Below are 26,663 nucleotides of genomic sequence, written 5' to 3' on the forward strand. Positions count from 1 at the left end.
GAACCCATTGCGGATGTTGCCGCCCCCATGAAACGACCCTGCCCTTCCCCTCGCCCGCTTGCCATCGCGCTGTGCCTGGCCCTGGCCACGCCGTGCCTGTTGCCGGCGGCCGCCCACGCACAGGATGCAGCCGCTGCCGTTCGCTGGCAGATCCCGGCCGGACCGCTCGACCAGGCCTTGACCACGTTCGGCCAGCAGTCCGGCCTGTCCATCGCCACCGATGCGCGCCTGACCCGCGGCCGCCACAGCAGCGGCGTGCAGGCCTCGCTCAACACCGAGGCCGCGCTGGCGCAGCTGCTGGCCGGCACCGGCCTGTCGTTCCAGCGTGATGCCAGCGGCGTGGTGCTGCAGGCCGCCCCCGCCACCGAAGCTGGTGTGCGCCAGATCGGCACCCTGCGCGTAGCCGGCCAGGCCAACGAAGGTGCTTCGCCGTGGGGCTTGGCCGATGCCGATGCCGTATACCGCGACAGCGGCTCGCGCGTGCATCTGGACCACCAGCAGCTGGAACGCTTCCGCGGCCAGTCGATCGGCGATGTGCTGGCCGGCGCAGTCGGCGTGCACACCGGAGACGTACGCAATGGTGGTGCGCTGGACGTGAACATCCGCGGCCTGCAGGGCCAGAACCGGGTGCCGGTGATCATCGACGGCGGCCAGCAGGCCATCGACGTGTACCGCGGCTATGCCGGTGTGCAGCAGCGCAGCTACCTCGACCCGGACCTGATCAGCGCGATCAGCATCGAGAAGGGGCCGAGCCTGGCCGCCAACGCCGCCAGCGCGATCGGCGGCGTGGTCTACATGGAGACGCTGAACGTCGATGACATCCTCGACGAGGGCGAGGCCTGGGGCCTGCGCGTGCGTGGTGGCGTGGCCGACAACAGCATCGACCGCACCCGTACCTTCAAGCAGATCGCGCGCGGCAGCGACAACCGCAACAGCCTGCGTGACCCGCGCGACTGGAACGGCAGCGTGGCCTTCGCCCAGCGCGGCGAGGACTGGCAGCTGGTGGCCGCTTACGCGCGTCGCCGCCAGGGCAACTACTTCGCCGGCAGCAATGGCGCGCACCGCTACGACGACCAGCATCTGTCCAGCGGCGGTACCGGCATGTCCAGCCAGGCCGTTTCCAATCTGTACCACCCCGGCGACGAAGTACTGAACACCCACACCGACAACGAATCGGCGCTGCTGAAATTCACCTGGACGCCCAACCCCGACCAGCGGCTTGAGCTGAGCCATCGTTACTTCAACTCCAGCTTCGGCGAGATCATGCCGTCGGCGATCGGTCGCGTGGGCCAGTCCAACGAATGGGTGACCTACGTGGACAAGGCCAACACCATGTTCCAGTTCGAGCCCGGGAAGATGCGGGTCAATGCCACCTCGCTGCGCCACCGCTACCGGCCCGAAGCACATCCGTGGCTGGACCTGAGCAGCACGCTGTGGTTCACCACCGCCACCAGCCGCATGTTCAACAGCAACATCGCCAACACGCCACTGTTCAAGGACGTGCCCAACGACCAGATGCCGGACACGCTCAGCGAAACTTATGGCCCGGGCCTGCAGTCGAACGTGAAGACCCGGCGCTGGGGCGTGGACAGCAGCAACACCACCCGCTTCAGCAACAGCCTGGGTGACTGGACACTGCGCTATGGCGCTGCGTTCCAGCATGAGGACACCGCACCGAACTCGCCGGTGCTGCCGGTGGACTACAACAACAACCGTTACCTGCGCTCGGGCACGCGCCGCGAAGCCAGCGTTGTCGCCTCGCTGCAATGGCAGCCGTGGGACTGGCTGTCGCTGACCGCTGGCGGTCGCTTCATCGACTACCGCACCCGTGACCGCAACCGCGTGGCCTTCGTCAGCGAATCGCGCGACCTGCGCTACACCTTCGCGCGCCTGAGCAAGGGCGGCCAGCTGCTGCCGGGCTGGTACAAGGAGTGGTACCCGGATGCACAGGGCAACTACACCTACGACTCGCTGCGCGCTACGCCCTACGGCGACAGCACGCTGGGCCAGAGCTACGACTTCGATGGCTTCATCCCCGACCCGCGCGGCGCCAACGGTTTCTATACCAGGCAGATTCCCACCGCCTGGGACTACAAGCCGGCGATCCGCCGTTCCGGCCACGGCTTCGCGCCGTACGCAGAGGCCCGCTTCAACCTCGATCAGGACATGTTCTTCTACGTGAAGTACGCGCAGGGCTGGAAGATGCCCAGTCTGTTCGAATCGACGCTGGGCAACAGCACCTCGGCACCGGTGGCCGACCTGAAGCCGGAGAAGAACCGTTCCTGGGACATCGGCTTCAGCCTGCTCAAGCAGGACCTGTGGCGCGATGGCGACCGCCTGGCGTTCAAGGTGGCCTGGTTCAAGAACGATATCGACAACGCGATCACCCGTCGCTTCGACTCCAGCAACTGGGCGTTCTATGTCGACAACGTGGACAACTACACGGTATCCGGCTACGAGTTGCAGTCCGGCTATGACGCCGGCATCGCCTACCTGGACCTGTCGGCCAGCTACTACCAGCGCGCGCGCACCTGCGACGCGGCCACCGCCAAGCGCCTGCGTGAAGACCCCTATGCGAAGTGGAGCAAGCTGGACACTACGCCGGACTGCGTGGACGGCGGCTTCGGCACCTCGTTCGTCAACGCACAGAATCCGCCGAAGTACTCGATCCACAGCACGCTGGGCTTCCGCCTGTTCGACAGGCGGCTGGATACCGGCATCCGCCGCACCTACAACAGCGGCCCCACCCACGAACTGGACAAACCCTGGAACACCACCGGCTCGACCGGGCTGCAGAACATCTACCTGCCGACCGCGATCTATGACTTCTACGCGCGCTGGCAGTTCACCCCGAAGACCGAGGTGGAACTGGTGGTCAGCAACCTGCGCAACACCTATTACATGGATACGCTGGCGATGAGCCTGATGCCCGGCCCGGGGCGCACCACGCGGTTGAATTTCACCGTACGCTTCTGAGTCCGCCAGAAACGGCAACGCCCCGGGGAGATCATCCCCGGGGCGCCTGCACGTGGCGGCTCACGCGCTGGCAGGTGCCAACCTTTCAGCACTGGTAGGTGCCAACCTTGGTTGGCACAGCGACGCATTACTTCGCGGTACTCAGCAGCAGCACCGCAACAGTGACCAGCGCGATGCCGATCCAGCCGATCGGGCGCAGGCGGTTGCCGAACAGCAGGCGGCCGCAAGTGGCGGTACCGATCACGCCGATTGCACCCCACATCGCATAGGCGGTGGCCAGGTCCATGTAGCGCACCGCCTGGCCCAGCAGGGCGAAGGCGATCCAGACCATGACGACCGCGCCGACGCCCCAGCGCCAGCGGCGGAAGCCCTCCGACTTGGCCACCATCATGTTGGCGGCAACGTCGATCAGCGCAGAACAGATCACGAAAAACAGAGCCAGGGTATTCATCAGTGCGCCTCCCCGAGGGTGACACAGACGATGCCGACCACCGCCAGCGCGAGGCCGGCCAGCTGCTGCAGCGACAGGCTCTCGCCAAACACGGTGAGACCGACCACGGTCAGCAGGGTCAGGCCCAGGCCTTCCCAGACTGCGTAGGCCACACCCACGGCGATGCGACGCACAGACTGAGCAAGGAAGAAGTAGGACAGCGCCAACGCCCCGGCCATGATCAGGTAGCCGGTCCAGCCACCATCGCGGGCGGCATGGGCCATGAACGAGGTGCCGACCACTTCGGCAACGATCGCCACGGTCAGGCAGGCCCAGGCGACCAACGCGCCACGGGCGGGAACAGTACGGGACATGTGAAACTCCTTGCGGGACGCGGACAGCGCCCCGCCCTCAGTAGATCCACGCCATGCGTGGATGCCCCGCAGACAGGGGCGACGGCGGACAGTATCATCGCCTTTTACGGTCGATTCAAAATGGATACCATCGACAGGAGCGATGGATCAATGCCCTATTCCCCTGAATCCCTGCAGGCGTTCGTCGAAGCGGCCGCGCTCGGATCGTTCTCGGCGGCGGCGCGTCGCCTGCGCAAGACCCAATCGACGGTCAGCACCGCCATCGCCCACCTGGAGGCAGACCTGGGCGTCAGCCTGTTCGACCGTAGTGGACGCTACCCGCAGCTGACCGAAGCCGGGCGCCAGGTGCTCGGCCATGCCCAGGAAATCCTCGCCGCCGATACCCGCCTGCAGCAGTTGAGCGTGCGGCTGGCCGCCCCGGTCGAAGCGCGGCTGACCGTGGTGTTCTCCGACGTGTATCAGCTCGATCCGGAGCAGCGCGTGTTGCAGCGCTTTGCCGAAGCGTTCCCCGAGATCGAACTGGAATGGCTGGATGCCGAAGGCGAAGACGTGCTGGAACTGGTCGGCAGTGGTCGCGCCGCGCTGGGCCTGCTGCCGCGCCAGGAAAGCTACCCGGATGGTCTGGTGGCACGGCCGTTGGCCCATCACAGCGAGCTGTCGGTGTATGTGGCGCGAGACCATGCGCTGGCCGACGCCGGCCGTCGCGCAGCTTCCCAGCTGGCACGGTACCGGCAGGTGCGATTGAGCGCGGAGGTCGACCATGCGCGGGCGGTTACCGGGCTGGCGTGGACCGCCACCGACTACCTGATGGTGATGGAGATGGCCGAGGACGGCATCGGCTGGGCCGAGCTGCCACGCGCGCTGGTACAGCGCTACGACCGCGGGCAGCTGGTGGAACTGACTCTGCCCGGCTGGCCACGACGCATCCACAGCGACCTGCTGTGGCGCCGCGACACGCCGCCGGGGCCAGCGGCGCTGTGGTGGGCCGACGCGTTGGGGTGAACCGAAATCAACGATGGGCGAGCGCGTAATCCAGCGACGCGCACACCGCTGCCACCTGGGCGTCGTTGCACTGCTGCGGGGTCGCCCGCGGGCTGTCCGGGTAGACCTCGGTGGTGGTGGTGTAGGTCGCACCGGTGATGCCGGCACACAGGCCCAGCTTCACCAGCGGGTACTCGATCACGCCGTGAGCGACCACCGGCGAACCGATGATCTCGCCCTTGTCGTCGGCCGGCGCGATGTGGGTGACCTTCTCCACCTCGGCAATCACCGCCTGCTGGAAGGCCGGTTGTGGGTTCTCGCTGTCGTCCACCAGATAGAAGCCATCCGGAATCAGGCCCGGCTCGAACGGCTTGCCGTCACGCGCGGCCAACGCCGGGCGGAACTCACTCTCGTCGCTGTCGGTAGTCTCGTGCAGGTCAATGTGCAGCACGAACTGGTCCTTGATCGGTGCGATCAGCTCGATCAGCGCGGTCGACTCGCGGGCCGGGCCATCGGCGCGGAAATTGCGGTTCGGGTCGATCGCATCGAAGTTCCAGCGGTTGATGCGCTCGAAGCCCCACGGATTCACGCACGGTGCCACCAGCAGATTGGCCTTGCCGGCGTAGTCGGCGGCGTGCCTTTCGAGGAATTCCAGCGCGCCCATCACGCCGCTGGTCTCATAACCGTGCACGCCACCGGTAACCAGGGCAGCCGGCAGCGCCGGGTTCCAATCGCGGCTGCGCAGGGCGAACAGAGTGTAGGTCTCGCCAGCGTAGTCGAGCTGGCCATAGGCCACCTTGTCGAAGCGCGAAGCCAGCGCCTCGATGCGGGGCAGCACCTCCTCGTCATAGCGACGCAGGCGCTGCTGGCGGCCACGCCACGCCTCCCGTTCCGCCGCTCCCCACGGCTGGCCAGGGGTTCCGACGGGGTAGAAAGCGGCTTGGGACATGGCAGATCTCAGCGAGTCAGGAAGCAATCGCCCACTGTATCACCGGGGCATCGGCATGAACCGAAGGCGCATTCCAATAGCGAATGGAATCAGCAATAATTCTCATTTACGACCTTCCGCAGCCTGCACCGATGCCCATCCTCGCCCTGCAACCGGCCCGCCTACCCCTGGCCGCCGCCCTCTCCCTGTGCCTGCTCCCGACCACCCGTGCCTTCGCCCAGGACGGCGCCACCACGCTGGACAGCATCCAGGTCTCCGGCAGCTGGCTGGGTACCGGCCTGCATGACAGCGTCAAGCGCTTTGCCGGCGCGCGCACCGTGGTCGACCGCCAGCGCATCGAGGCCAGCGGCGCGGCCAGCCTCGGCGATGCCATGCGCCGTATTCCGGGTGTGCAGGTCACCGACAACTCCGGCACCGCTGGCAGTTCGGTGTCGCTGAACATCGGCGTGCGCGGCCTCACCGGGCGCTACTCGCCGCGCTCGACCGTCCTGTTGGACGGCGTGCCGCTGGCGGTGGCGCCGTATGGCCAGCCACAGCTGTCGTTCGCGCCGACCAGCCTGTCCAACATCGAGTCGATCGACGTGGTGCGCGGCGGCGGCGCGGTGCGCTACGGGCCGCAGAACGTCGGTGGCATCATCAACTTCAGCACCCGCGCCATTCCCACCGAGGCCGGCCTGCACGGCGAAGCCGGCGTCCGCTACACCGCCTACGACCATGGCGGCGGTGACAGCACCCAGTACAACGCCTTCCTTGGCGGTACCGGCGACAACGATCTGGGCGCCGCCCTGCTGTACTCCGGCCAGGATGGTCGCGGCTGGCGCCAGGGCAGCGATGACCGCTTCAACGATCTCGCGCTGAAGTTCGCCTACGCCATCGACGAACAGCAGGAGCTGCGTGCCAAGCTGTCCTACTACGACGTACGCTCGCTGACGCCGGGCGGCCTGACCCGTGCGCAGTACGAGGCCGATCCGTTCCAGAACACCCGGCCGACCGATTTCTGGAAGGGCCACCGCACCGGCATCGACCTGGGCTACACCAACACGCTGTCGGCCAACAGGGAGTTCGAGGTGCTGGCCTATTACAACGAGAGCACCCGTGCCAGCTCGCTGATCAACGCCGCCAACACCCAGCTGACCGTGCAGCCGCGCGACTACCGCGTGCTCGGCATCGAGCCGCGCTATACCCAGCGCCTGCACTGGGGCAGCGCGGTGCATGACATCACCGCCGGCTACCGCTTCCTGCGCGAGCGCGGCAACGACCGCAGCTACACCGTCGCCCGCCGCACCGGCGCGGCCAGTGCCACCACCCGCTTCGACAACGCCACCGACGCGCACGCCCTCTACATCGACGACCGCATTGCGATCGGCCAGTGGCGGATCACGCCCGGCGTGCGCATGGAATGGATCGACATGGACCGCCGCCAGGCCGGAGGCACGGCGACCTTCAGCAGCCGCAACGACAAGGCCCTGCCCTCGATCAACATCGCCTACCTGCTGACTCCGCAGCTGACCGTGTTCGGCAACTACACCACCTCGTTCGGACCGGTACAGAACATCCAGCTCAATTCGCAGACCGCCAGCAATCCGCTGAACCCGGAAGTGGCCAGGACCACCGAGCTGGGCGCACGCTGGCAGGATGGGGCACTGCGCGCGGAAGTGACCGTGTTCAAGATGCGCTTCGACAACCAGATCCTGCAGGTGCCGGGCATCACCCCGCCCACCTTCCAGAACATTGGTGCCACCGACCACAAGGGTGTGGAGAGCGCACTGGAGTACCACTTCGCCGAGGACGGCGCGCTGGCCGGGCTGGAGCTGTACGCCAACTACACCTGGACCAAGGCGATCCAGCAGTCCGGTGACAACCGCGGCCTGGACGTGCCGTTCTACTCGCGCGACACCGACAGCATCGGCGCCCGCTACGCGCTGGCCGGCTGGACCTTCAACGTCTCCAGCACCCACCAGAGCGGCCAGTTCTCCGACGCCGCCAACACCTGGGCCGAGAGCGCTGACGCGCGCGTGGGACGCGTGCCGGGCGTACGCCTGTGGAATGCCCAGGTGGCCTGGCAGGTGCCGGGGCTGGGTGACAGCGAGATCGCGCTGGGCGTGAACAACCTGGCCGACAAGCGCTGGTACACCCGCAATGTCGATGGCAACGCCGGCCGCATGGTGGCCGCACCGCGCACCTTCTACGTGCAGGGCCGCTACCGCTTCTGAAGCGGTAACCGCCCGATGCAGTGACGGTGGCGCTCACGGTGGCGGCGTATCATGCCGCCACCATGTCTTCGCCCGTTTCGCCATCGCGCCTGCATCTGGCCTTCCAGGGCCTGCGCCTGCGCCTGCGTGGCAGCGACCTGTGGTTCATCGCGCTAGCGTTGCTGGTTGGCTTGATCGCCGGCTACCTGACCCTGCTGCAGTCGGGCATCGCACGCTGGCTGCAGGGCACGCTGTATGGGCTGGACGACGGCATGCGCCTGAGCTCCCTGCCCTCGCTGACCTGGACCGCGCTGCTGGTGCTGCCACTGGGCGGGCTGCTGGTCGGCCTGGTCAGCCTGGCGGCGACGCGACTGAAACGGCCACTGCTCGATGCGGTGGAAGCCAATGCGCTGCACGGCGGCCGCATGTCGATGCGCGACAACCTGATCGTGCTGACCCAGACCCTGCTGTCCAACGGCTGCGGCGCGTCGGTCGGCCTTGAGGCTTCGTATACGCAGATGGGCGCGGGCAGCGGCTCGCAACTGGGCAGGGTGATGCGCCTGCGTCGCAACGACGTGCGCATCCTGGTCGGTGCCGGTGCCGCCGGTGCCATCGCCGCTGCGTTTGGTGCGCCGCTGGCCGGTGCGTTCTACGCCTTCGAGATCGTCATCGGCGCCTACACCCCCGCTGCGCTGGCACCGGTGGCCGTCGCAGCGCTGGCCGGCGCGTTCGTGGCCGACCAGGCCGGCATCGAAGCCTATCTACTGCCAGCGGCCTCGACCATCGACGTGCGCGCCGCCGACTACGCGATCTACGGCCTGCTCGGCTGCTGCTGCGCGATGGTCGGCATCGCCATCATGCGGCTGATCGCCTCGATCGAAGGCACGGTCAAGCGCAGCCCCCTGCCCGCGTGGGGACGGCCGGTGGTGGGTGGACTGCTGCTGATTCCCCTGGCCCTGGCCAGCCCGCAGGTGCTTTCGTCCGGCCACGGCGCGCTGCATCTGGACCTGACCACGCACCTGCCGCTGATCTGGATCGGCGGCCTGCTGACCCTGAAGTGCCTGGCCTCGGGCATCTCGCTCGGCTTCGGCTTCCGTGGCGGACTGTTCTTCGCCTCGCTGTTCATGGGCACCCTGGTCGGCGCGCTGTTCGCTGGACTGCTGGGCATGGCTACCGGCGTTCCGGTGATCGACGCCACCTCGGCCGCGCTGGCCGGCATGGCCGCACTGGCCGCCGCCGTCGTTGGCGCGCCGATGACCATGGCCATGCTGGTGCTGGAAGGCACGCACGATTTCCTGCTGACCAGCGTGGTGATGAGCGCGGTACTGGTGTCCAGCACGCTGGTGCGGCAGTGGTTCGGCTACTCGTTCTCGACCTGGCGCATGCACCTGCGCGGCGAGACCATCAAGAGCGCCCGCGATGTCGGCTGGGTGCAGAACCTCAACGCCGGCCGGCTGATGCGCAAGGGCGTGGCGACCGCCCCGGCCGATCTCGATGCCGCCGCGTTCCGCGAGCGCTTCCCGCTGGGCTCGGGCACCCGGGTGATCCTGATCGACAGCGAGGGCCACTATGCCGGCATCGTGCAGATTCCACGGGTCTACGGCGATGGCGTGAAGCCGGAAACCCCGATCGGCGACCTGGCCGAGAACCGCGACGTCTCGCTGGCACCGTCCTCCGACGTGGTCAGCGTGATGCAGCGCTTCGACCAGACCCAGGCCGACGAACTGGCGGTGGTCGGCGCCGATGGCCAGGTGCTGGGTGTCGTCTCCGAAGCCTTCGTGCGCAAGCGCTACGCCGAAGAACTGGACAAGCGCCAGCGCGAGCTGATGGGCGAGCGCGTCGACGACACCGACTGATCCCGAAAAAGGGGACGGAGGGGATTAAGTCGTTTGTGGCCCATCCGGGCATCCACGCACGGCGTGGATCTACCGTCACATGGCCGGGGTAGACTCCGGCCATGCGCTTCATCGAAACCTTCCAGGCCGGCCCCTTCGCCGACACCGTGGTCAGCCTGCTGGCCGCTTTCGTACTGGGCACGCTGATCGGCGCCGAGCGCCAGTACCGGCAACGCACCGCCGGCCTGCGCACCAACGTCCTGGTGGCGGTGGGCGCGGCCGCCTTCGTCGATCTGGGCATGCGTATCGCCGGCAGCGCCGAAGCGGTGCGGGTGATCTCCTACGTGGTCTCCGGTGTCGGCTTCCTCGGCGCCGGCGTGATCATGAAGGAAGGCATGAACGTGCGCGGCCTGAACACCGCCGCCACCCTGTGGTGCTCGGCCGCGGTCGGCAGCTGCACCGGCGCGGACATGCTGGCCGAAGGCGTGCTGCTGACGGTCTTGATCATCGCCGGCAACACCCTGCTGCGGCCGCTGGTGAATGCGATCAACCGCATTCCGATCAACGAGGCTGCCACCGAGGCCACCTATGAGGTGCGCCTAAGCGTGGACGCCGAAGCGGTGCCGCGGGTGCGCGAACGGCTGGTTGATGCATTGGAGGCGGCACAGTATCCGGTCGGTGACGTGCAGGTGGTCGAACATGCCGACGCACCCACCGATGTGATCGCGGTGCTGGTCAGTACGGCGGTCAGTGCCGACGAGCTGGACGTGGTGCTGGCGCGGATGGAGCACGTGCAGGGCGTGCTGCATGCCACCTGGGAAGTCAGTACTCGCGATTAAGCCGGTACCGGCAACTCACCCACCCGCCATGCGCTGCTGTGCCCGCAGCAGCTTGCGGAATGAACCGCACTGCCGCGCATCCTGTGCTTCCGGGCAGGCCGCCGCGCGCTGCAGGTGCCGGCGCACCCGCTGCAACTGGGTGATCTGCCTCTGCAGTACATCGGCCTGCGCCAGCAGCGCCTCACGGTCCAGGGAGATACATCCACGCTGCGGCGGCAGCGATGCCCCGATCTGCTGCAGTGACAGCCCGGCCGCCTGGCCGAGACCGATCAGTGCCAGCCGTTCCAGCACCTGCTCGTCATACTGCCGGCGCAGGCCACGGCGCCCAAGTGCCTGCAGCAGCCCCAGCTGTTCGTAGTAGCGCAGGGTCGAGGCCGGCACCCCGCTGCGCTTGACCACCTCGCCGATATCCAGTTCACGCATGGGCTTGACCTCAAGTCGTCTTCAAGCAGCAACCTATGGGCCACTTCCCGACAAGGCAAGGCCATGGCCAGCACATCCCCCGTTGATCAGAACACCCTCTGGAACGGCCCCGGCGGCCAGATCTGGGTCGCCCAGCAGGCTATCCTCGATGGCCTGTTCCAGCCGATGGCCGACCTGCTGGTCGCCGAGTTGCCAGAAACCGTCACGCAACTGCTCGACATCGGATGCGGCACGGGCGCAAGCCTGCTTGCCGCCGGTGCGGCACGCCCGGCCGCCCGCTGCACCGGCCTGGACATCTCGGCACCGATGCTGGCAATGGCCCGTCAGCGCGCCGAGGCGGCAGGACTGGACGCAGACTTCATCGTCGCCGACGCGCAGCAGCATCCGCTTTCCTCCACGCACTTCGACTGGATCCAGTCGCGGCTGGGCGTGATGTTCTTCGAAGATACCGGTGCGGCCTTCGCCAACCTGCACCGCGCCACGCGGCCCGGTGCCGGCCTGCGTTTCATTGCCTGGCGCAGCGCTGACGAGAATCCATTCATGACCACGGCCGAGCGCGCGGTCGGCGATGCGCTTGAGCTTCCGCCGCGCGTACCCGGTGCCCCGGGACAGTTCGCCTTCGCAGATGGCCAACGCGTGCAGCGCCTGTTGCAGGCTGCCGGCTGGAAGGATGTGGAGGTGGTTGCGGTGGACCTTCCGTGTTCGATCGCACGCGATGAGCTGCCGACCTACGTCGGCCAGCTGGGCCCGGTGGGCCAGGCGCTGCGGGCGCTGCCCGAAGCGGAGGCCGCCGGGCTGCGCGACCAGGCGCTGGCAGCATTCACACCATTCATCGAGGGCGATCGGGTCCGCGTGGATGCTGCCTGCTGGTTGATCCGCGCACGCGCATGACACAGAAAAGGGGACGGAGGGGATTAAGTCGTCCATGTCCCTGCCGTGCCGGGAACGACTTAATCCCCTCCGTCCCCTTTTTCTTCTACAGTGCCTCGCCGGCGTCGGCCAGGCGCGATTCGATCAGCGCATACCACTGCTGCAACACGTCGATGAGCATGTCCAGTTCGGCGTCGGTGCGCTGTGCGCGACCACTGCGCAGGCAGGCCTGGGCTTCCTGCAGCTGGGCAAGGAAGCCGGCCACGGTGTCTGCCTGCAGGATCAAGCCCGGCAGGCGCCGCCCGGGAATGCGCACCACCGCATGGTTGCCGAGCTGGCCGTACACACTCAATGTGGCTTCCGTCTTCATGGAAAGAGGCAGGAATTGGGCGTTCATCGCGTGCACCATGGAAAACCTGAGCCGCCGGCAGGCATGGTCAACGGGGGAGACGTAACCACGTCCTGCCGACGGTCAGGGGGGACTCGGGATACCGGGGCATGACCCCGGTGTTGGACTCTCAGCGCGGCTGGGCCATTCCAGCAATCTGCACACGCCGGTTCGGCGCCAGGCAGGCGATCAGCTCGCGACGGTTGCGCTGCTCGCACTGCACGATCGGCTCGGCTGCGCCCCGCCCTTCGGCGCTGATGCTGGCCGCAGGCACCCCGCCCTGCACCAGCGCGCTGCGCACGGCCTCGGCACGTCGCTGCGACAGGGTCTGGTTGTAGCTGGCACTGCCGATACGGTCGGTGTACCCGGTCACCCGGATCGACTGCACCTGACTGGCCTCGCGCACCTGCGCCAGCACGCCCTGTACGGCCTGCTGGCCTTCGGCACTGAGCACCGCGCTGTCGAACCCGAACAGCGCATCCGCCGACAACCGCAGCGGCTGCTCCGGCAACGCTGCCGGTGCTGGCGGCGCTGGCGGCCGCGGCGGTTCCAGCACCGCCGCGCACGATTCCGGCTTCCAGTAGCCCCCTTGGGCGATGCCCTTGCTGTCGAAGCGCACCTGGAACTGGCAGGTGAAATACTCCGCGCCCTGCGCGGTGCGGAAGTTGAACAGGTAGTTCCACTCGCGCACGCCCCACATGCCTTCATTGAAGTGCGGCGTGCCCAGCAAGGTATACAGCTGGCGCTTGCTCATGCCCGGCGCGAAGCGGCGCAGGTCGGCGACGTCGGGATAGATGCCTTCCTTCAGCGAGGCCTTCGAAGCCTCCGGGAACTGCACGGCGGTGGTTTCGGCAGGACCCTCGGCGGCCGGCGCATGGCTGCGACAGGCGGCCAGCAGGCCCATCCCCAGGACCAGGCCCAGCACTGCGGCCATCTGGCCAGTGCGGGCGATGCGATGCTGTTTCATGTCATTCCCCCTTTGGACGTTTCCGCGATGCCGGGCCGCGCGTGCGGCCCGGCGGCGGGGATCACCACTGGATGCCGGCACCGACGGCCACACCGGCCTCGCCACGGCTGTTGGTGGAGCCGCTGAACTTGTAGATCCAGCGCCCTCCCTCGGAGACACCGGAGATACCGACCGCCACGCCCGATTCGCCGTTGTAGCTGCCGGCTGCGACCGAGGCCATGCTGCGGCCCGCTTCGCTGGGCTGCGGCAGGGCTGCGGTGGCCATCGCCGAAGCGATACCGGCCGAGGCGCGGTTGTCGGTCTTGCGCAGGTCGCGCTCGAAGCCGCCCATGCGCTCGTCGGTGTAGGCCTTCGACCAGTCCAGGGTCTGCGCCATGCCCGACTTCAGCTGGTCCACGTTGACTGCGTCGGTACCGGCGGTGCCGGCGGCGACGTTGCGCACCGTGGTCGGGCCGCTGTTGGTGCTGCCCAGCGTGACACTGTTGTAGTTGGTCGCACCGTTCACCGTGGTGTCGTAGCGGATCGTGCCCTGCTGCGAGGCCTGCAGCTGGCGCACGTTGACCGCATCGGTGGCCTGCGAACCGTCAGCCACGTTGACGACCTGGCGTTCGGCGCCGCTGGCACCGACCGAGACTGTATTGGCCCGGTTCGCCACCGAACCCGCACCCAGCGCCACCGAGTTGTCGGCCTGCGCCTGCGAACCGTTGCCCAGTGCGGTCGAGTTGGCACCGGCGGCGGTGGAGCCTGCGCCACCGGCGGCCGAGTTGGCACCGCTGGCGGACGGATCGGCCAGGTTGTTGGTGTTGTTGGCGCGGAAGCTGCCGGCCACGTTGGTGATGTTCTGGATCTTCTGGTCGGTGTACTTCTTCGACTCATCGATGGCGTAGTTCACACCATTCTTCAGCTGACCAACATTGGTTGCGTCGTAGGTGTCGGAGCCATCGGCAACGTGGGTGATCTTGCGCTCGCTGCCGGTGCTGCCGACCGAAACCTCACCGGCCGAGTTGCTGGCGCCGGTCTGGCCATAAGCGCCGGTATAACCGCTCTGCGCACCAACGCTGGCCACCGAACCGGCACCCAGGGCGACGCTGTTGCCGGCACTGGCGCTGGCACCGTTGCCGACCGCCACGCTGTTGGCACCGGCCGCACTGGCCTGCGGCCCCACCGCCACCGCCTCCGCACCGGCAGCCGTTGCAGCCGCTGCGGTCGAGTTCACCGCCAGGTAGGCGCTGCCACCGCCGCCGTTGCTGATGCGCTGGTTGAGGACCTTCAGCGAGCCGTCCACCGCAGTGAAGGCGGCGGTGACGTTGTTGTAGTCGCCGCTGGTAAAGGTGCCGTCGGTGGCGATGCTGGAGATGCTGAACTTCGGCGCGGTCCACACATTGGTGGTGCCGTTGTACGCGGTGGTGCCACCAAAGTAGTTGGCGATGGTGCTGTTGGTGCTGAACAGCTGGTCGCCGGTGATGGCATCACTGCTGCCGGCCAGGATGCTGCCGGCGGCGACGTTGGTGATCTTCACCGGGCCGGTGCCGGTACCCGTCAGCGTCACGCTGTTGAGCACGTTGCCGCTGCCGTCGACGTCGTACTTCACGGCCAGCTTGTCGATCTCGCCGGTCTGGTCGGCGACGTTGGCCAGCGAGTTGCTGACGGCATCGAAGGCGGTACCGACGTCGTTGTAGCTGCCCTTGGTGACGGTGCCGTTGGCGGCGACGTTGTTGATCGAGTAAGTCGGTGCGGTCAATACGCCGCTGCCGTTGACCGCCGCGCCACCTCCCAGATGAGTGGCCACGGCCTGGTTGGCCGCAAACAGCTGGGCACCGTTGATGGCCTCGCTGCTGGTGGCGCTGACCTGGCCCGGGCCGAGGTTGCGCAGTGTGGTGGCGGTACCGGTCTGGCCCAGCGTGGCGCTGGCGTAGTTGACGCTGCCGTCGCCGTTGAGGTCATAGCGCAGGGCGCCCTGCTCCGAGGCCTGCAGCTGGCCCAGGTTGACTGCATCGGTCGCTGCGGTACCGGCCGCCAGGTTGGTGACCTGACGCTCGGCACCGGCGGCACCGATGGACACGCTGTTGGCACGATCGGCCAGGCTGCCGGCACCGACCGCGATGCTGTTGGCAGCGGTGGCGCGGGCATTGGTACCGACCGCGATCGAGTCGGCGCCGCTGGCCAGGGCCTCGGTACCGGTCGAGTTCACCCGCAGGTACTTGGTGCCACCGTTACGGATGTCGGTGATCTGCGTGTTGAGGTTGACCAGCGAGCCATCCACCGCAGCGAAGGCATCGGTGGCGTTCTCATACAGGCCCTTGGCGATGGCGCCGCCGGTGGAGATGGTGCTGATCTCGAACAGGGGCGCAGTGAACGCGCCACTGGCAGGATCGAAGGCTGCGCGGCCGCCGAAGAAGCTGGCGATGGCAGCATTGGTCGCCGCCAGCTGGCCACCATTGACCGCTTCCAGGCTGCCGGCCGTGACCGCACCGCCAGCCAGGTTGCCGATGGTGGTGGTGCCGGTGCCCGCGCCGAGCGTGACACGGCGATAGTTCGGGTTGCCGGCACCGTCCAGGTCATAGGTCACCGCAGCGGCAGCCACATCATCGATCAGGCTGATGGCCCCCTTCAGCTGGGCCACGTTGACCGCATCGGTATTGACACTACCCGCCGCGACGTTGGTGATCTGGCGCTCACCGCCACCGGCGGTACCCACCGACACTTCACCGGCAGAGACCTGCGGTGCAGTGAGGCCATAGGCGCTGTAGCTGGCCTGGGCACCGCGCAGCGCGGCCGAGCGGTAGCCCAGTGCGACCGAGTTGGCCTGGTTCGAGGTGGCCTCGGCACCGAGCAGGGTCTGCCCGTTGGCAGTACCCACCGCGCTGTCACCGACGATCACCGAGTGGCCCATGCGTGCGGCGTAGTCCGCGGTCGGCACGCCGGTGGGGTTGCTCGGGTCATTGGTGCCTGCACCCGGGAAGGCCACGTTGGCATCGACCTTCGGCAGTTCGTGCCGTGCATTGGCACCGATCACCACTTCCTTCGAACCGTTGGCGAAGGCGCCGTCGCCCATCAGCACCTGGTAGTCCTGCGCGGCGTTGACGGCCCAGCAGGAGATGTCGGCCAGGGCGATGTCCAGGCACTTGGCGGCCCAGGCCGGCGAATCCTTCGGCAGCAACAGGCCCAGCAGGCCGCCCGGATTGCCGTTGTTGATGTTGTAGATGTAGCTGTCGGAGGTGACGCCACCGATCAGGGTCAGGTGCGAGCTGCCGCCGGTGACGGCGCCGCCGAGGCCATTGAGGGTGCTGCCGACCGGCGACAGGTTGACCACCGGCAGTCCCAGCACATTGACCGTCGAGTAGGTCTGCATCACGTTGGCGTTGCTGAGCTTGAGGTTGCCGTTGCTCAGATAGCCGTTGCCGCCGAACAGGCTGGTGGTGGTCGGGCCGATCAGCTGCCCGACATTACCGACCAGGCCGCCGGTGCCGATGATCAGGCCGGCATTCGGGTCGGCCGGAGCCGGCGCCTTCGGGCTGGTCGGCGGGATCGCCGAGGGCTTGGTCAGGCCGAGGCCGCCGAGCGTGCCACCGACCAGGCCGCCTACGGCGCTGCCGAGATTGCCGATGGTGCCGTTGAGGTTGCCATTGAGCAGGTTACCGACGGCGCCGCCGACATTGCCGAGTGTATCGCCCAGCAGGCCACCCAGGCCGCCGGTGCTGCCACCTGTTGCGCCGTTGAGTACACCGCTGACGGTGCTGCCTACTGCACCCACCGTATTGTTGAGCGTGCCGCCCACGGCACCGCCAACCGAACCGACCGTGCCGTTGAGCGCGCCGCCGACGGTGCTGCCGACCGAAGCGACCGTCCCGTTGAGTGCACTACCCACGGTGCCGTCAACTGCACCGACCGTGCCAACCGCACCGTTGAGCGCACCACCGACGGTGCTGCCGACCGAAGCGACCGTCCCGTTGAGTGCACCACCCACGGTGCCGCCAACTGCACCGACCGTGCCAACCGCACCGTTGAGCGCGCCGCCCACCGCGCTACCGACAGTTCCAACGGTGCCGTTGAGCGCACCGCCTACGGCTCCGCCAACCGTGCCAACGGCACCATTGAGCGTGCTGCCCACTGCGCCGCCTACCGTTCCAACCGTGCCGTGCAAGGCGCCGCCGACCGCATCAACCGTGTTGCCTACGGTGCCATCAAGCACGCCGCCCACGGCGCCACCTGCTGCGCCGACAACGCCGCCCACCAGGCCACCGACGCCCAGCGCGCTGTTCTGCGCTGCCACGGTGGCTTGGCCGGCCAGCTTCAGATTGCGGTCGGCCACGACCTCCTGGCCATCCGGCGCCTGCACGCGCACTTTGCCGGCAACACCGGTATCGAAGGCCGCGGTGATCGCACGATCATGAGTCTCGCCCGGCAGCTCCTCCTTGGCCGGCAGCGTGACCGCCGCCGTCGCCTTGACCTGCCCCTGGCCGTCGATCTGGTGGCCCGCCAGCTTCAGCTGCGAATCCACCTTGCCGTCAACGGACGCCTTGAGGCCGGACAACGAGCCAGCCGGTGCGCCAGCAACAGCGGCGGCCGCCTTGGCACCGGTATCGATCGAGGCCACCTGGGTACCGGCGATGCCAACGCCGGCCTTCGCCTGGGCATCCGCAGCCACACCGAGCGGCGCATGCGCGGACGGCGCAACGTTGGCCGCCAGCGATGCATCAATCTTCGCCATATGGGACGCTGCATGACCCAGCCCGACATTGGCGCGGACATCGGCAGCCAGCGCAGGAACCGCGACCTGCTTCGGCGCGGCGTTCGCCGCCAGCTTCACCTGCACGGTGGCCGGCAGCACGTCGCGTACGATCGGCAGCGAGTTCGTACTCAGCTGCAGGCTGACACGCGCGTCAGCGCTGATCGCCGGACTGCTCTGCGCCTGGCGCGATGCGGCGGCCAGCGCCACTTCCGCGTCGACCTTGACCGGCATCGGCTGCGCGTACTTCGCGGCCAGTGCCTGCAGGTCACGTAGAGACTGATTGGATTCGGACGCGCCTGCATGCCCGCTGGCCAGCGCGCACAGCAGGGCCAGGGCCAGTGCGGTCGGCATCAGCAGTGCACTGCGCGGATCGCGGGCGGCGCTGCCGCCGCTGTCGCCGGTGGCCAGTTCCGAGGCCACAACCAGAGCATTGAGCTGGCGGTTCCATACACGCCGGTAGATGCGGTTCATGAGCATTTCCCCCGTAGGCGAACAACTGGAATGTCAGTGGACTTGCCGTTAGGCAGGTGACTGACATTTCAGCGTTTGCAACGGCGGCTGCGCACTTCATTCCGGCACGGAAATCGCGCATTCCGGCAAATCCACGGTCGGAATCGGCAGCCGGTTATGCAGAAGCGGCAACCATATCGGCAAGCGGATATGCAATTCCGGCAGGAACTGCCGGGAAACCCTTACGGGGCTTGAATCAAGCTGGCTGGCCGATCTGCGCGGGAGCGCGCATCAGCGTGTCACGCGGCAGTTCACCGAAGACCTTGCGGTAGTTGTCGGCGAAGCGCGACAGGTCCCACAGGCCACAGCTGAGGGCGATGGCCTTGACCGAACGGCGGCTGGAATCAGCCATCGACAGGCTGCGGCAGGCCGCGCACAGGCGCAGCATCGACAGGTAACGATTGGGCGACGTGCCGAACAGGTCCTCGAACGCGTAGCGCAGCCCACGCTCGCTGACACCGGCAGCATCGCAGATCTCATTCATGTAGATATTGCGGCGCAGGTTGAGGCGCATGAAGTTTTCCGCCCGCTGTGCGATCAGATAATGTGTGCGCCGCGCACGGCTGCAACCCGGGCGATCGGCGGAACCCGCGCCCAGCAGTGCCTGCACGTGTTCGTGCAGCAGCCGCTCGGTTTCTTCAGGCTGCAGGCCCGTGCCCTGGCCCAGCTGCAGGTGCAGCTGCTGGTAGTGCTGTGCCAGCGGGGCGGCCTCGCTGGCGAGATTGAACAGCGAAAGTGCCTGTCCGGCCGGCGGTGTACTGCGCAGGCTCAGTTCGGTCAGCTTGCGCTGCACCCGTGCCACCGGCACCAGCATCAGGGTCATGTGCGTGCCCGGGCTCAGGGTGAACTCGCTGATACCCTCCGGCATCACGGTCAACGCCATTCCAGGCACGAGCGGTACACCGTGGCACCAGCTCAGGGTTTCATCGGTCGCGTGCAGATACCCCAGCATCGCCCAGTCCGGCGGCAGCATGAATCGTCCACGGCAATGGAATCCACAGCTGATGCTGCAGAACAACGCCTCCTCGTGCACGCGTGAAGCGAAGGCCGCCCGCGGCCCATTGCCATCGAGCAGTAGCAGTTCGACATCACATACACGAAGCACGCCGCTCAGCGTCGCCAGGTCGATCGACCGCAGGCCGCTGTCGTCGCTGTCTCCTACCCCACCATCGACCATGACAGTGTCGTCCCCCGATTATCCGTCGTGCGATACGGCCCCCACTGCCTGACAGGGCGCGCACCTCTCATGGAATCTCTTCCATCGCCGGGATGCGCGCCAGCAAAGTGCGCACCCCAAAAGAAACGCGAGTACTTGAATACGAGTATGCCCGATAATTCAACGGGGTAAACATCTGCACTGCATTGAATAAGATGGATACAGACGTGAAAACAAGGTCGTGGTGTTTGGCACAGTTTTCGCATGCGACTGAAAAACCCGCCTCACATTATCTGCACGTCGATGAATCGTTTTGCGAACGAACGGATTTCCGTCACAGAACCCGCGTGAAAAATTAAGGACCGAAGGGATTCTGCCGAATTTGCATATAGGTTCCGGTTGCAGCCGGCCGCCATTCAGGCAAAGTCGATAACACGGTGATCCGGTCTTTGATAATGACCGCACCCAGGGGGACAGCATGACCATGCACGTATCGCTCGACACCTCGACCACCGGCTCCGCGCCGTGCGGTCGCGGTTGCGCGAACGGCGTCCCGCCTGGAATCGATCACCCTGCTTGAGCATGGCGGGTCCGTCCCGCCGTGCCTCCTCCGCCAGGACGTGCGGAGGTCCACGGACGATCCCGGCGGAGCCGGGCCACCGCCCAACAGGTGTCCTGTAGCAGACAGGTAGAGGGAGACAAACGTCATGAACGCATCGATCCGCAAGTTCCTGAAGGAAGAAGATGGCGTTACCGCACTCGAGTACGGCCTGCTGGCGGCTGTGATTGCGGGTGTCCTGATCGCACTGGGCAGCACGCAGATCAAGGATTTCTTCGAAACGCTCTTTGAGAATCTCACCAAGCTTGCCGACAAGGCGTCAGGCAACCCACCGGCCTGAGCCGCTCCCAGGCTGATCAGGGACAGCAACTGCTGACCGTCCACTGACGGACAATGGAGGGTGCGATGACACTGCTGGGATTGCTGGCCATCGGTGTGTGCCTGCGGATCGCGATCAGCGATCTGTACGCCCGTCGGGTGCCCAACGCCTGGCTGCTGTCCGCATGCGCGATCACCGTTGTCGTGCTCATCGCCGGACAGTTCAACGCGCCGCGCCTGCCGTGGGCTTCCCACATTGCCGGCGCGGCGCTCGGCCTGGTCGCAATGCTGCCTTTCCATGCAGTGCGCTGGATGGGTGCCGGCGATGTCAAATTCTTTTCGGTACTGGGATTGATGCTGGGCTGGCAGGCACTGCTGCCGATCTGGATCGCGGCCAGCCTGGCAGCGGGCGCACATGCCGCACTGGTGCTGGTATCACGCCGGTTGGGTCCAGCACTGCCCATCGGCCTTCAAGCCCATATGCATCGGGCAAGTTCGCAATGGCATTCGCACCCGGCGCTACGCGGAATGCAGAGCGCCCGCCAGGGACGCCAAGGCATTCCCTACGCCGCCTACCTGGCGGTATCCGCCATCGCCTGGATCCTCATCAGCACGTACGGAGGTGTGGCATGAACATCCAGAACCCACGCCGGCAACGCGGCGTGGCCAGCATCGAGTTCGCACTGATGCTGATGCTGGGCCTGCTGCCACTGCTGTTGTTCACGTTCTCCGGCGTGATGATCATGGCGGCCCAGCAGACCCTGGCAACCGCCTCGGCCGAGGGTGCGCGCGCATCGCTGCGCTATGGCAGCGCCAACGAACGCCGTACTGCAGCCTGTGTTGCGGCGCGCAGTTCGATGCAGTGGCTGCTGAACTTCTCGGGTCAGCCGGTCGACTGCAGCAATGGCGGAAGCAACGCCATTCTGGTTTCGGCGCAGGCCCCCTGCGCCGGACTGGCCAGCGCCCAGTGCATGACCGTGACAGTCAGCTACGACTACGCAAGCCACCCCTTCCTGCCCGGCACCGCCACGCTCTACAAGTGGGTGATGCGGGCTCCCATCCGCAGCGTCGCGGTCGCTCAGCTCGACCTCGGCAGCGGCAACTGACGTTCGGTACAGGAGACGGTTCCATGCTCAAGTTGACCCGCATTGCTGCCGTCGCCCTGATCGGGCTGGCCGTGCTGCTGGCGGTGATCGCCTTGATGATCGGGCGCAAGCAGGCCGCGCCGGCCACGGTTGCCCCGGTCGCGCGGAGCGATGCCCAGGCGATCACCGTGGTGGAGGCGGTGGCACGCCTGCCGGCCGGCGAACCGATCTCTGCCAACGGATTGCGTCTGGCACAGCGCAGCGCCCCGGTTGCCGGTGCCGCCACCAGCATTTCCGCCGTGGTCGGAAAGGTACCGGTGCAGGACATCGCCGAAGGCACGGCGATCAGCAGCAATGCACTCGCGCAGGGATTCTCGCTGCAGCTGCGCCCCGGGGAACGCGCACTCGCGGTCCCGGTGGACGAGCTGGTGGGTGCCGGCAACCGCATCCTTCCGGGTGATTTCGTCGACGTGTTCCTCAACCTGCGCACTGCCCAATCCAGCGCCAGCGGCCCGGCCGATGCGGCACAGACGCGCCTGCTGTTGTCACGCCTGCGCGTGCTCAGCTATGGCCAGCAGGACATCGCCCCGGCCAACCATGACGCTGTTGCCAGCACTGAAGCCGATGCCCGCAACGATCCGCGCGCCGCTGACATCACCGGAAGCAGCAGCACCCAGAGCACGGGCAGCGAGACTGCCCAGCCCGCACGCAGCGCGGTACTGGCGGTACCGGTGGCCGACGCCAACCGGCTGCTGCTGGGTGCACAGCAGGGCAAGCTGTTCCTGGCCCTGCGCAACCCTGCCGATGCCGGCCAGCCCGATCTGGCGCTGTTCCCGCAGGCACGCGGGGTGATCGATCCGCTGCGGGGGCTTGATGCGGAGCAGCAGCTTGCGCTGCAACGGCCAGAGAATCACGCCTTCGCCGGCATCGACGGCGATGCGTTGGCCGGGCGCAGCAACACACCGGCGCGCAGCGCCCAGGATGCCCCGGCACGCGCACCCGCACCGCGGCGCAGTGCCCCGCGCGCATCGGGTATCGAAATCATCCGAGGCGACAGCTCCGCCCCCCGTGGTTCCCTTTGACCTGCATCGAGCGCATCCATGACCGAACGTCGCCGCAGTCCACGCCCTTCCCCCCGCCAGCGCTGGCTGGCCCTGCTGCTGGTGCTGCTGGCACCGGCGACGAGCGTGGCCGCCGACGACCTGGTGCTGCAGGCGCGTGAGCAGCGTCCCTGGACCCTGCCGGGCGATCTGGAGCGGGTCGCCATTGCCGATCCGGGCGTGGCCGATATCGTGATGCTGCGCGGCCAGCGCCAGGCATTGCTGGTCGGCAAGGCGCCTGGCACTACCACGCTGCTGCTCTGGCACCGAAAGCAGGCCGAACCACAGCGCCTGCAGGTGCGGGTACAAAGCGCGGTGCAGGGTGCGGCCGACACCGGCGCGAACGGGCTGGTATTCACTCAGCAGGACAATCAGGGCCTGCTGCAGGGAAGCACCGACAGCGTGCTCTCGCACATGCAGGAACAGAAGACCGCCGCCATGGCGCTGGGCAAGGAGGGCCTGCTTGCCGACGCATCCACGGTGAGCAGCGGCGGCGTGGTCCAGGTCGAGGTCAAGGTGGTCGAGTTCAACAAGACCGCATTGAAGCAGATCGGCATCAGCTTCCAGAACCGCAACGGCAACTTCGCCTACGGCTTCGCCCGCCCGGGCGGCCAGTTGCCGGGCAACACCGGCATCCTGCCCGGCATGAAGGAAGGCAACTCCGGCAACGAAGCCGAATCACCCATTTCTTCGGCCTTCCGCCTGGTATTCGGCTCGACCAAGGGCCTGTGGAATGCCGACGTCGACCTGCTGCAGAGCAATGGCATGGCGCGCGTGCTGGCCGAGCCGACACTGGTCGCGCTGTCCGGGCAGAGCGCCAGTTTCCTGGCCGGCGGCGAGCTGCCGATCCTGGAACCGCAGGGGCTGGGCACCACGACGATCACCTACAAGCCCTTCGGCATCGGCCTGACCGTGACACCGACGGTACTGGCGCCGAACCGCATCGCCCTGAAAGTCGCACCGGAAGCCAGTGACCTGGACTACAGCAACGCCATCGCGCTCAACGGCGTGCAGATTCCCTCGATCACCACCCGCCGTGCCGACACCACGGTCGAGCTGGGCGATGGCGAGAGCTTCGTGATCGGTGGCCTGGTCAGTTCCAACGTGGTGTCCAGCGTCGGCAAGATCCCGCTGCTGGGTGACCTGCCGATCATCGGCTCGTTCTTCCGCAACTTCGACTACAAGCGCCAGGACAAGGAACTGGTGATCATCGTCACGCCACGCTTGGTGAAGCCGCTGGCACGCAACACCGACCTGCCACTGCCCGGTGACCGCGAAGCCAAGCCGCACATGCCCGAATGGGGCGCCTGGCTGCTGGGTCCGATCAGCCAGGACCCGGTGCCCGGCTTCTCACGCTGATTCCATGATGCCTGCGATACCACGCCCATGCCCTATGCCACTGCCCAGCCGCTGCATCCGCAAGGACCGCCGATGAACCTGGTCCTGTATGGAATGGATCGCGAACTGCTGCCCCGGCTGGCGGCCAAACTGCCGCCGACCACTACCCTGCACTGGCAGGACAGCAGTACGCCGACCTCCGCCCAGGATCTGCAACGTGGGCCGCAGAGCCTTGTGCTGCTCGATTTCCGCCCCGAGCATGCGGCCGCCTCCAGCGTGCTGGCGCAGCAACTGCAACAGACAGAGCCGGATCTGGCATTGGTTGCCGTCGGTGCCACCAGCGCCGGCCAGGTGGAAGGCGTCGTCATCGCATTGCGGGCGGGCCTGCGTGATGTGCTGGATCTGGACAGCGACAACGTCGGCATCGAGGCCGCGCTGCGCCGCGCCTTGTCGCCACGACCGGCTGCCGCCGCGCAGCACGCGCACAAGGCGCGCCTGATCGTGCTGCTGGGCGTGCGCGCCGGGGTCGGGACCAGTACGCTGGCCGCACATCTCTCGGTGCTTGCACAGCAGACCCGTGCGCTGGCACAGGGCGAGGCACTGCTTCAGGACGGCCTGCTGATGGAGCTGGCCCAGCCTTCGGGTGACCTCGCGCTGTACCTCAACCTGGACAGCCGCTTCCATTACGAAGACGCGCTGCGCAACGCCAGCCGCATCGATGCCACCCTCGCCCGCACGGCCATGGCCCGTCACGATTCCGGGCTGGTGCTGCTGGACCGCGCCAGCGGCAGCGATGCGGTACCGCCGTCCGATCCGGGTGCGTTGCTGCAGCGCCTGCGCACCGTGTTCGCCAGCGTGCTGTGTGATGCCGGTGGCTGCCCGCTGCGTCAGCTGCCGCCGCTGCTGCTGGACCAGGCCGACGAGATCTGGCTGGTCACCGATGCCTCCATCGCCACACTGGTGTCGCTCGACCAGGCACTGAAGCATCTTGCCGGGCAGCGCGAACGCGAGAAGCGCCTGCAGCTGGTGATCAACCGCCACGATGACAGCAGCGGCATGAGCCCGGAGCAGATCGCGCGCCGCTTCGAGGTGCCCCTGCTGGCGACGCTTCCCGAACGACCGCGCGTGCGCCTGGCTGCCAGCCAGGGCCACCTGCTGCTGCAGGATGCACCGCGCGACCCCTACCTGCGTGCCCTCGCTCCGCTGGTTTCGCGCCTGGATCCGGCTGCTTGCCCGATCCAGGCGCAGGGCCTGCGGGAAAGACTCTCCCTTGCCCTGGGTGGATCGCAATGGAAGACAAGGTAACCCCGTTCCCGCATGCCGTTGCCCGGCCGGTGCTGCCCGAAAGCTCGCCGGGCCACCAGCCGTTCGCGCAGACCGAGCAGTACCAGAAGGTGCTCTCGGCCGCGCATGAGCACCTGCTCAACAGCATCGAGGACGAGCGCATCGACATCGATTCCTGGGCCCCCGACACCATCGCCCGTTGGGTGCAGGTGCAGACGGTGGGCTTCATCCAGGAGTGGCGCATCCCGATCAACGAAGAGGAAATGCAGGTGGTGGCCAACGGCCTGGTCAAAGAGCTGACCGGCTTTGGCCCGCTGGACGACCTGCTGCACGACGCGTCCATCGAAGACATCCTGATCAACGGTTTCAAGGATGTGCACGTGTCCCAGGGCGGCCAGCTCCAGCGGGCCACCCAGCGCTTCACCGACGATACGCATCTGCTGCGCATCCTGCGCCGCATCCTCGCCCCGCTTGGGCGCCGGCTGGATGACTCCAATCCGATGGTCGATGCGCGCCTGCCCAACGGCGGCCGTCTCAACGCGATCATCTCGCCACTGGCGGTGGATGGACCGATGGTGTCCATCCGCAAGTTCCGCAAGGACCCGTTCACCCCCGATGAACTGCTGGCCAAGGGCACCTTCGATGCGCCGATGCAGGCCTTGCTGAAGGCGATGGTGCTGGGCCGCTGCAACATCCTGGTATCCGGCGGCACCAGCTCCGGCAAGACCTCGCTGCTGAACGCCCTGGCCAGCTACGTCCCCGCGAACGAGCGCGTGATCACCGTCGAGGACACCGCCGAGCTCTCGCTCAACCACCCGCATGTGGTCCGCCTGGAAAGCCGTATCGGTGGCGCCGAAGGCCACGGTGCGGTCAGCATCCGCGATCTGGTCCGCAACAGCCTGCGCATGCGCCCCGACCGCATCGTGGTGGGCGAGGTGCGCGGCGCCGAGGTCCTGGAAATGCTGCAGGCAATGAACACCGGCCACGACGGCTCGATGGCCACCATCCACGCCAACTCACCGCGCGACTGCCTGTACCGGATCGAGATGCTGGCCGGCTTTGCCGGCTTCCAGGGCAGCGAGGACAGCCTGCGCCGGCAGATCGCCAGTGCCATCGACTTCATCGTGCAGATCTCGCGCTTGGGCAGCGGGCGCCGCGTGCTGGTATCGATCACCGAGATCACCGGTGTGAGCGACAACCTGATCACCACCCAGGAAATGTTCCGCCACGAGCTGCAGATCGACGGCAACGGCAAAGAGATCGATCGCTGGGTCGGGCTGGGCTTCCATCCGCACTCACACAAGCTGGAGCCGTTCCGCCAACAACTGCGCGAATCGCTCTACGGAGACTTCTGAGC

General features: G+C 67.1%; 21 protein-coding genes. 13 read left to right on the plus strand and 8 right to left on the minus strand.

Features of this window, described 5'->3' with window-relative positions:
* Positions 1-27 precede the first annotated feature (27 nt).
* On the plus strand, positions 28-2,976 hold the full coding sequence (locus M1L61_RS13220) for a TonB-dependent receptor (RefSeq protein WP_248853616.1): 2,949 nt from the start codon (positions 28-30) through the stop codon (positions 2,974-2,976).
* 127 nt (positions 2,977-3,103) lie between these two features.
* Here the strand turns inward: M1L61_RS13220 and M1L61_RS13225 are convergent, their stop codons facing one another.
* Both M1L61_RS13225 and M1L61_RS13230 read right to left on the minus strand, forming a co-directional pair.
* Positions 3,104-3,427: an SMR family transporter gene (locus M1L61_RS13225; protein WP_049437687.1), complete on the minus strand. Its 324-nt coding sequence runs from the start codon at positions 3,425-3,427 to the stop codon at positions 3,104-3,106.
* Entirely contained in the window at positions 3,427-3,780 is a 354-nt protein-coding gene (locus M1L61_RS13230; RefSeq protein ID WP_248853617.1) for an SMR family transporter, read from the minus strand. Before M1L61_RS13230 ends, M1L61_RS13225 begins: the two co-directional genes overlap by 1 nt.
* Before the next feature lie 150 nt (positions 3,781-3,930).
* Here M1L61_RS13230 and M1L61_RS13235 point away from each other — a divergent pair, with 150 nt between their 5' ends.
* Entirely contained in the window at positions 3,931-4,782 is an 852-nt protein-coding gene (locus M1L61_RS13235) for a LysR family transcriptional regulator (protein ID WP_197597872.1), read from the plus strand.
* A 7-nt stretch (positions 4,783-4,789) separates the two neighbouring features.
* Here the strand turns inward: M1L61_RS13235 and M1L61_RS13240 are convergent, their stop codons facing one another.
* The gene (locus M1L61_RS13240; protein WP_057503797.1) at positions 4,790-5,710 is read right to left on the minus strand and encodes a M14 family metallocarboxypeptidase; all 921 of its coding nucleotides are present in this window, start codon (positions 5,708-5,710) and stop codon (positions 4,790-4,792) included.
* A gap of 131 nt (positions 5,711-5,841) precedes the next feature.
* On the opposite strand from M1L61_RS13240, the gene M1L61_RS13245 reads away from it, so the two are divergent.
* The 3 genes from M1L61_RS13245 (at position 5,842) to M1L61_RS13255 (ending at position 10,576) form a co-directional block, all read left to right on the plus strand.
* Positions 5,842-7,923, plus strand: a complete 2,082-nt coding sequence (locus tag M1L61_RS13245) for a TonB-dependent siderophore receptor (RefSeq protein WP_248853618.1) — start codon at positions 5,842-5,844, stop codon at positions 7,921-7,923.
* A 62-nt stretch (positions 7,924-7,985) separates the two neighbouring features.
* Entirely contained in the window at positions 7,986-9,758 is a 1,773-nt protein-coding gene (locus tag M1L61_RS13250) for a chloride channel protein (RefSeq protein WP_248853619.1), read from the plus strand.
* A 101-nt stretch (positions 9,759-9,859) separates the two neighbouring features.
* Positions 9,860-10,576: an MgtC/SapB family protein gene (locus M1L61_RS13255; RefSeq protein ID WP_159360274.1), complete on the plus strand. Its 717-nt coding sequence runs from the start codon at positions 9,860-9,862 to the stop codon at positions 10,574-10,576.
* A 15-nt stretch (positions 10,577-10,591) separates the two neighbouring features.
* Here M1L61_RS13255 and M1L61_RS13260 read toward each other — a convergent pair whose 3' ends face one another.
* Positions 10,592-10,999: a MerR family transcriptional regulator gene (locus M1L61_RS13260; RefSeq protein ID WP_049437693.1), complete on the minus strand. Its 408-nt coding sequence runs from the start codon at positions 10,997-10,999 to the stop codon at positions 10,592-10,594.
* A 63-nt stretch (positions 11,000-11,062) separates the two neighbouring features.
* Between M1L61_RS13260 and M1L61_RS13265 the strand changes: the two genes are divergently transcribed.
* Positions 11,063-11,890 carry a class I SAM-dependent methyltransferase gene (locus M1L61_RS13265; protein ID WP_248853620.1) on the plus strand — a complete coding sequence of 276 codons (828 nt, stop codon included), beginning with the start codon at positions 11,063-11,065 and terminating at the stop codon, positions 11,888-11,890.
* 85 nt (positions 11,891-11,975) lie between these two features.
* Here the strand turns inward: M1L61_RS13265 and M1L61_RS13270 are convergent, their stop codons facing one another.
* From M1L61_RS13270 to M1L61_RS13285, 4 genes are all read right to left on the minus strand, one after another.
* On the minus strand, positions 11,976-12,266 hold the full coding sequence (locus tag M1L61_RS13270) for a hypothetical protein (protein WP_014037513.1): 291 nt from the start codon (positions 12,264-12,266) through the stop codon (positions 11,976-11,978).
* Positions 12,267-12,387: 121 nt separating this feature from the next.
* Positions 12,388-13,224: an OmpA family protein gene (locus M1L61_RS13275; RefSeq protein ID WP_071305360.1), complete on the minus strand. Its 837-nt coding sequence runs from the start codon at positions 13,222-13,224 to the stop codon at positions 12,388-12,390.
* Positions 13,225-13,285: 61 nt separating this feature from the next.
* On the minus strand, positions 13,286-18,427 hold the full coding sequence (locus M1L61_RS13280; protein WP_248853621.1) for a YadA-like family protein: 5,142 nt from the start codon (positions 18,425-18,427) through the stop codon (positions 13,286-13,288).
* Between the two features lie 235 nt (positions 18,428-18,662).
* On the minus strand, positions 18,663-19,643 hold the full coding sequence (locus M1L61_RS13285; protein WP_010485148.1) for a helix-turn-helix domain-containing protein: 981 nt from the start codon (positions 19,641-19,643) through the stop codon (positions 18,663-18,665).
* Between the two features lie 686 nt (positions 19,644-20,329).
* On the opposite strand from M1L61_RS13285, the gene M1L61_RS13290 reads away from it, so the two are divergent.
* The 7 genes from M1L61_RS13290 (at position 20,330) to M1L61_RS13320 (ending at position 26,661) form a co-directional block, all read left to right on the plus strand.
* Positions 20,330-20,521, plus strand: a complete 192-nt coding sequence (locus tag M1L61_RS13290) for a Flp family type IVb pilin (RefSeq protein WP_010485145.1) — start codon at positions 20,330-20,332, stop codon at positions 20,519-20,521.
* 65 nt (positions 20,522-20,586) lie between these two features.
* Complete coding sequence (locus M1L61_RS13295; protein WP_100445988.1) at positions 20,587-21,132, plus strand: prepilin peptidase; 546 nt, start codon at positions 20,587-20,589, stop codon at positions 21,130-21,132.
* Positions 21,129-21,605, plus strand: a complete 477-nt coding sequence (locus tag M1L61_RS13300) for a TadE/TadG family type IV pilus assembly protein (RefSeq protein WP_010485140.1) — start codon at positions 21,129-21,131, stop codon at positions 21,603-21,605. The genes M1L61_RS13295 and M1L61_RS13300 overlap by 4 nt, the downstream gene beginning before the upstream one ends.
* Before the next feature lie 23 nt (positions 21,606-21,628).
* Positions 21,629-22,666, plus strand: a complete 1,038-nt coding sequence (cpaB, locus tag M1L61_RS13305; RefSeq protein ID WP_049480854.1) for a Flp pilus assembly protein CpaB — start codon at positions 21,629-21,631, stop codon at positions 22,664-22,666.
* Positions 22,667-22,684: 18 nt separating this feature from the next.
* Positions 22,685-24,043 (plus strand): type II and III secretion system protein family protein, encoded by a 1,359-nt coding sequence (locus M1L61_RS13310; protein ID WP_010485136.1) that lies wholly within the window; start codon positions 22,685-22,687, stop codon positions 24,041-24,043.
* A 27-nt stretch (positions 24,044-24,070) separates the two neighbouring features.
* The gene (locus M1L61_RS13315) at positions 24,071-25,327 is read left to right on the plus strand and encodes a fimbrial protein (protein ID WP_197654732.1); all 1,257 of its coding nucleotides are present in this window, start codon (positions 24,071-24,073) and stop codon (positions 25,325-25,327) included.
* Positions 25,312-26,661 carry a CpaF family protein gene (locus tag M1L61_RS13320; RefSeq protein WP_248853623.1) on the plus strand — a complete coding sequence of 450 codons (1,350 nt, stop codon included), beginning with the start codon at positions 25,312-25,314 and terminating at the stop codon, positions 26,659-26,661. The genes M1L61_RS13315 and M1L61_RS13320 overlap by 16 nt, the downstream gene beginning before the upstream one ends.
* Positions 26,662-26,663 lie beyond the last annotated feature (2 nt).

Origin of the sequence: Stenotrophomonas sp. NY11291 (genome assembly GCF_023277365.1) — a bacterium.
Classification (GTDB): Bacteria; Pseudomonadota; Gammaproteobacteria; order Xanthomonadales; family Xanthomonadaceae; genus Stenotrophomonas; species Stenotrophomonas geniculata.

Excerpts from the sequence above, each read along its gene's own strand:
- M1L61_RS13235 (WP_197597872.1), top strand. The coding sequence starts at position 3,931 with ATGCCCTATTCCCCTGAATCCCTGCAGGCGTTCGTCGAAGCGGCCGCG.
- M1L61_RS13230 (WP_248853617.1), bottom strand. The coding sequence starts at position 3,780 with ATGTCCCGTACTGTTCCCGCCCGTGGCGCGTTGGTCGCCTGGGCCTGC.
- M1L61_RS13225 (WP_049437687.1), bottom strand. The coding sequence starts at position 3,427 with ATGAATACCCTGGCTCTGTTTTTCGTGATCTGTTCTGCGCTGATCGAC.
- M1L61_RS13290 (WP_010485145.1), top strand. The coding sequence starts at position 20,330 with ATGAACGCATCGATCCGCAAGTTCCTGAAGGAAGAAGATGGCGTTACC.
- cpaB (WP_049480854.1), top strand. The coding sequence starts at position 21,629 with ATGCTCAAGTTGACCCGCATTGCTGCCGTCGCCCTGATCGGGCTGGCC.
- M1L61_RS13265 (WP_248853620.1), top strand. The coding sequence starts at position 11,063 with ATGGCCAGCACATCCCCCGTTGATCAGAACACCCTCTGGAACGGCCCC.
- M1L61_RS13270 (WP_014037513.1), bottom strand. The coding sequence starts at position 12,266 with ATGAACGCCCAATTCCTGCCTCTTTCCATGAAGACGGAAGCCACATTG.
- M1L61_RS13280 (WP_248853621.1), bottom strand. The coding sequence starts at position 18,427 with ATGAACCGCATCTACCGGCGTGTATGGAACCGCCAGCTCAATGCTCTG.
- M1L61_RS13240 (WP_057503797.1), bottom strand. The coding sequence starts at position 5,710 with ATGTCCCAAGCCGCTTTCTACCCCGTCGGAACCCCTGGCCAGCCGTGG.
- M1L61_RS13295 (WP_100445988.1), top strand. The coding sequence starts at position 20,587 with ATGACACTGCTGGGATTGCTGGCCATCGGTGTGTGCCTGCGGATCGCG.
- M1L61_RS13275 (WP_071305360.1), bottom strand. The coding sequence starts at position 13,224 with ATGAAACAGCATCGCATCGCCCGCACTGGCCAGATGGCCGCAGTGCTG.
- M1L61_RS13250 (WP_248853619.1), top strand. The coding sequence starts at position 7,986 with ATGTCTTCGCCCGTTTCGCCATCGCGCCTGCATCTGGCCTTCCAGGGC.
- M1L61_RS13260 (WP_049437693.1), bottom strand. The coding sequence starts at position 10,999 with ATGCGTGAACTGGATATCGGCGAGGTGGTCAAGCGCAGCGGGGTGCCG.
- M1L61_RS13255 (WP_159360274.1), top strand. The coding sequence starts at position 9,860 with ATGCGCTTCATCGAAACCTTCCAGGCCGGCCCCTTCGCCGACACCGTG.
- M1L61_RS13315 (WP_197654732.1), top strand. The coding sequence starts at position 24,071 with ATGCCCTATGCCACTGCCCAGCCGCTGCATCCGCAAGGACCGCCGATG.
- M1L61_RS13310 (WP_010485136.1), top strand. The coding sequence starts at position 22,685 with ATGACCGAACGTCGCCGCAGTCCACGCCCTTCCCCCCGCCAGCGCTGG.
- M1L61_RS13285 (WP_010485148.1), bottom strand. The coding sequence starts at position 19,643 with ATGGTCGATGGTGGGGTAGGAGACAGCGACGACAGCGGCCTGCGGTCG.
- M1L61_RS13220 (WP_248853616.1), top strand. The coding sequence starts at position 28 with ATGAAACGACCCTGCCCTTCCCCTCGCCCGCTTGCCATCGCGCTGTGC.
- M1L61_RS13320 (WP_248853623.1), top strand. The coding sequence starts at position 25,312 with ATGGAAGACAAGGTAACCCCGTTCCCGCATGCCGTTGCCCGGCCGGTG.
- M1L61_RS13245 (WP_248853618.1), top strand. The coding sequence starts at position 5,842 with ATGCCCATCCTCGCCCTGCAACCGGCCCGCCTACCCCTGGCCGCCGCC.
- M1L61_RS13300 (WP_010485140.1), top strand. The coding sequence starts at position 21,129 with ATGAACATCCAGAACCCACGCCGGCAACGCGGCGTGGCCAGCATCGAG.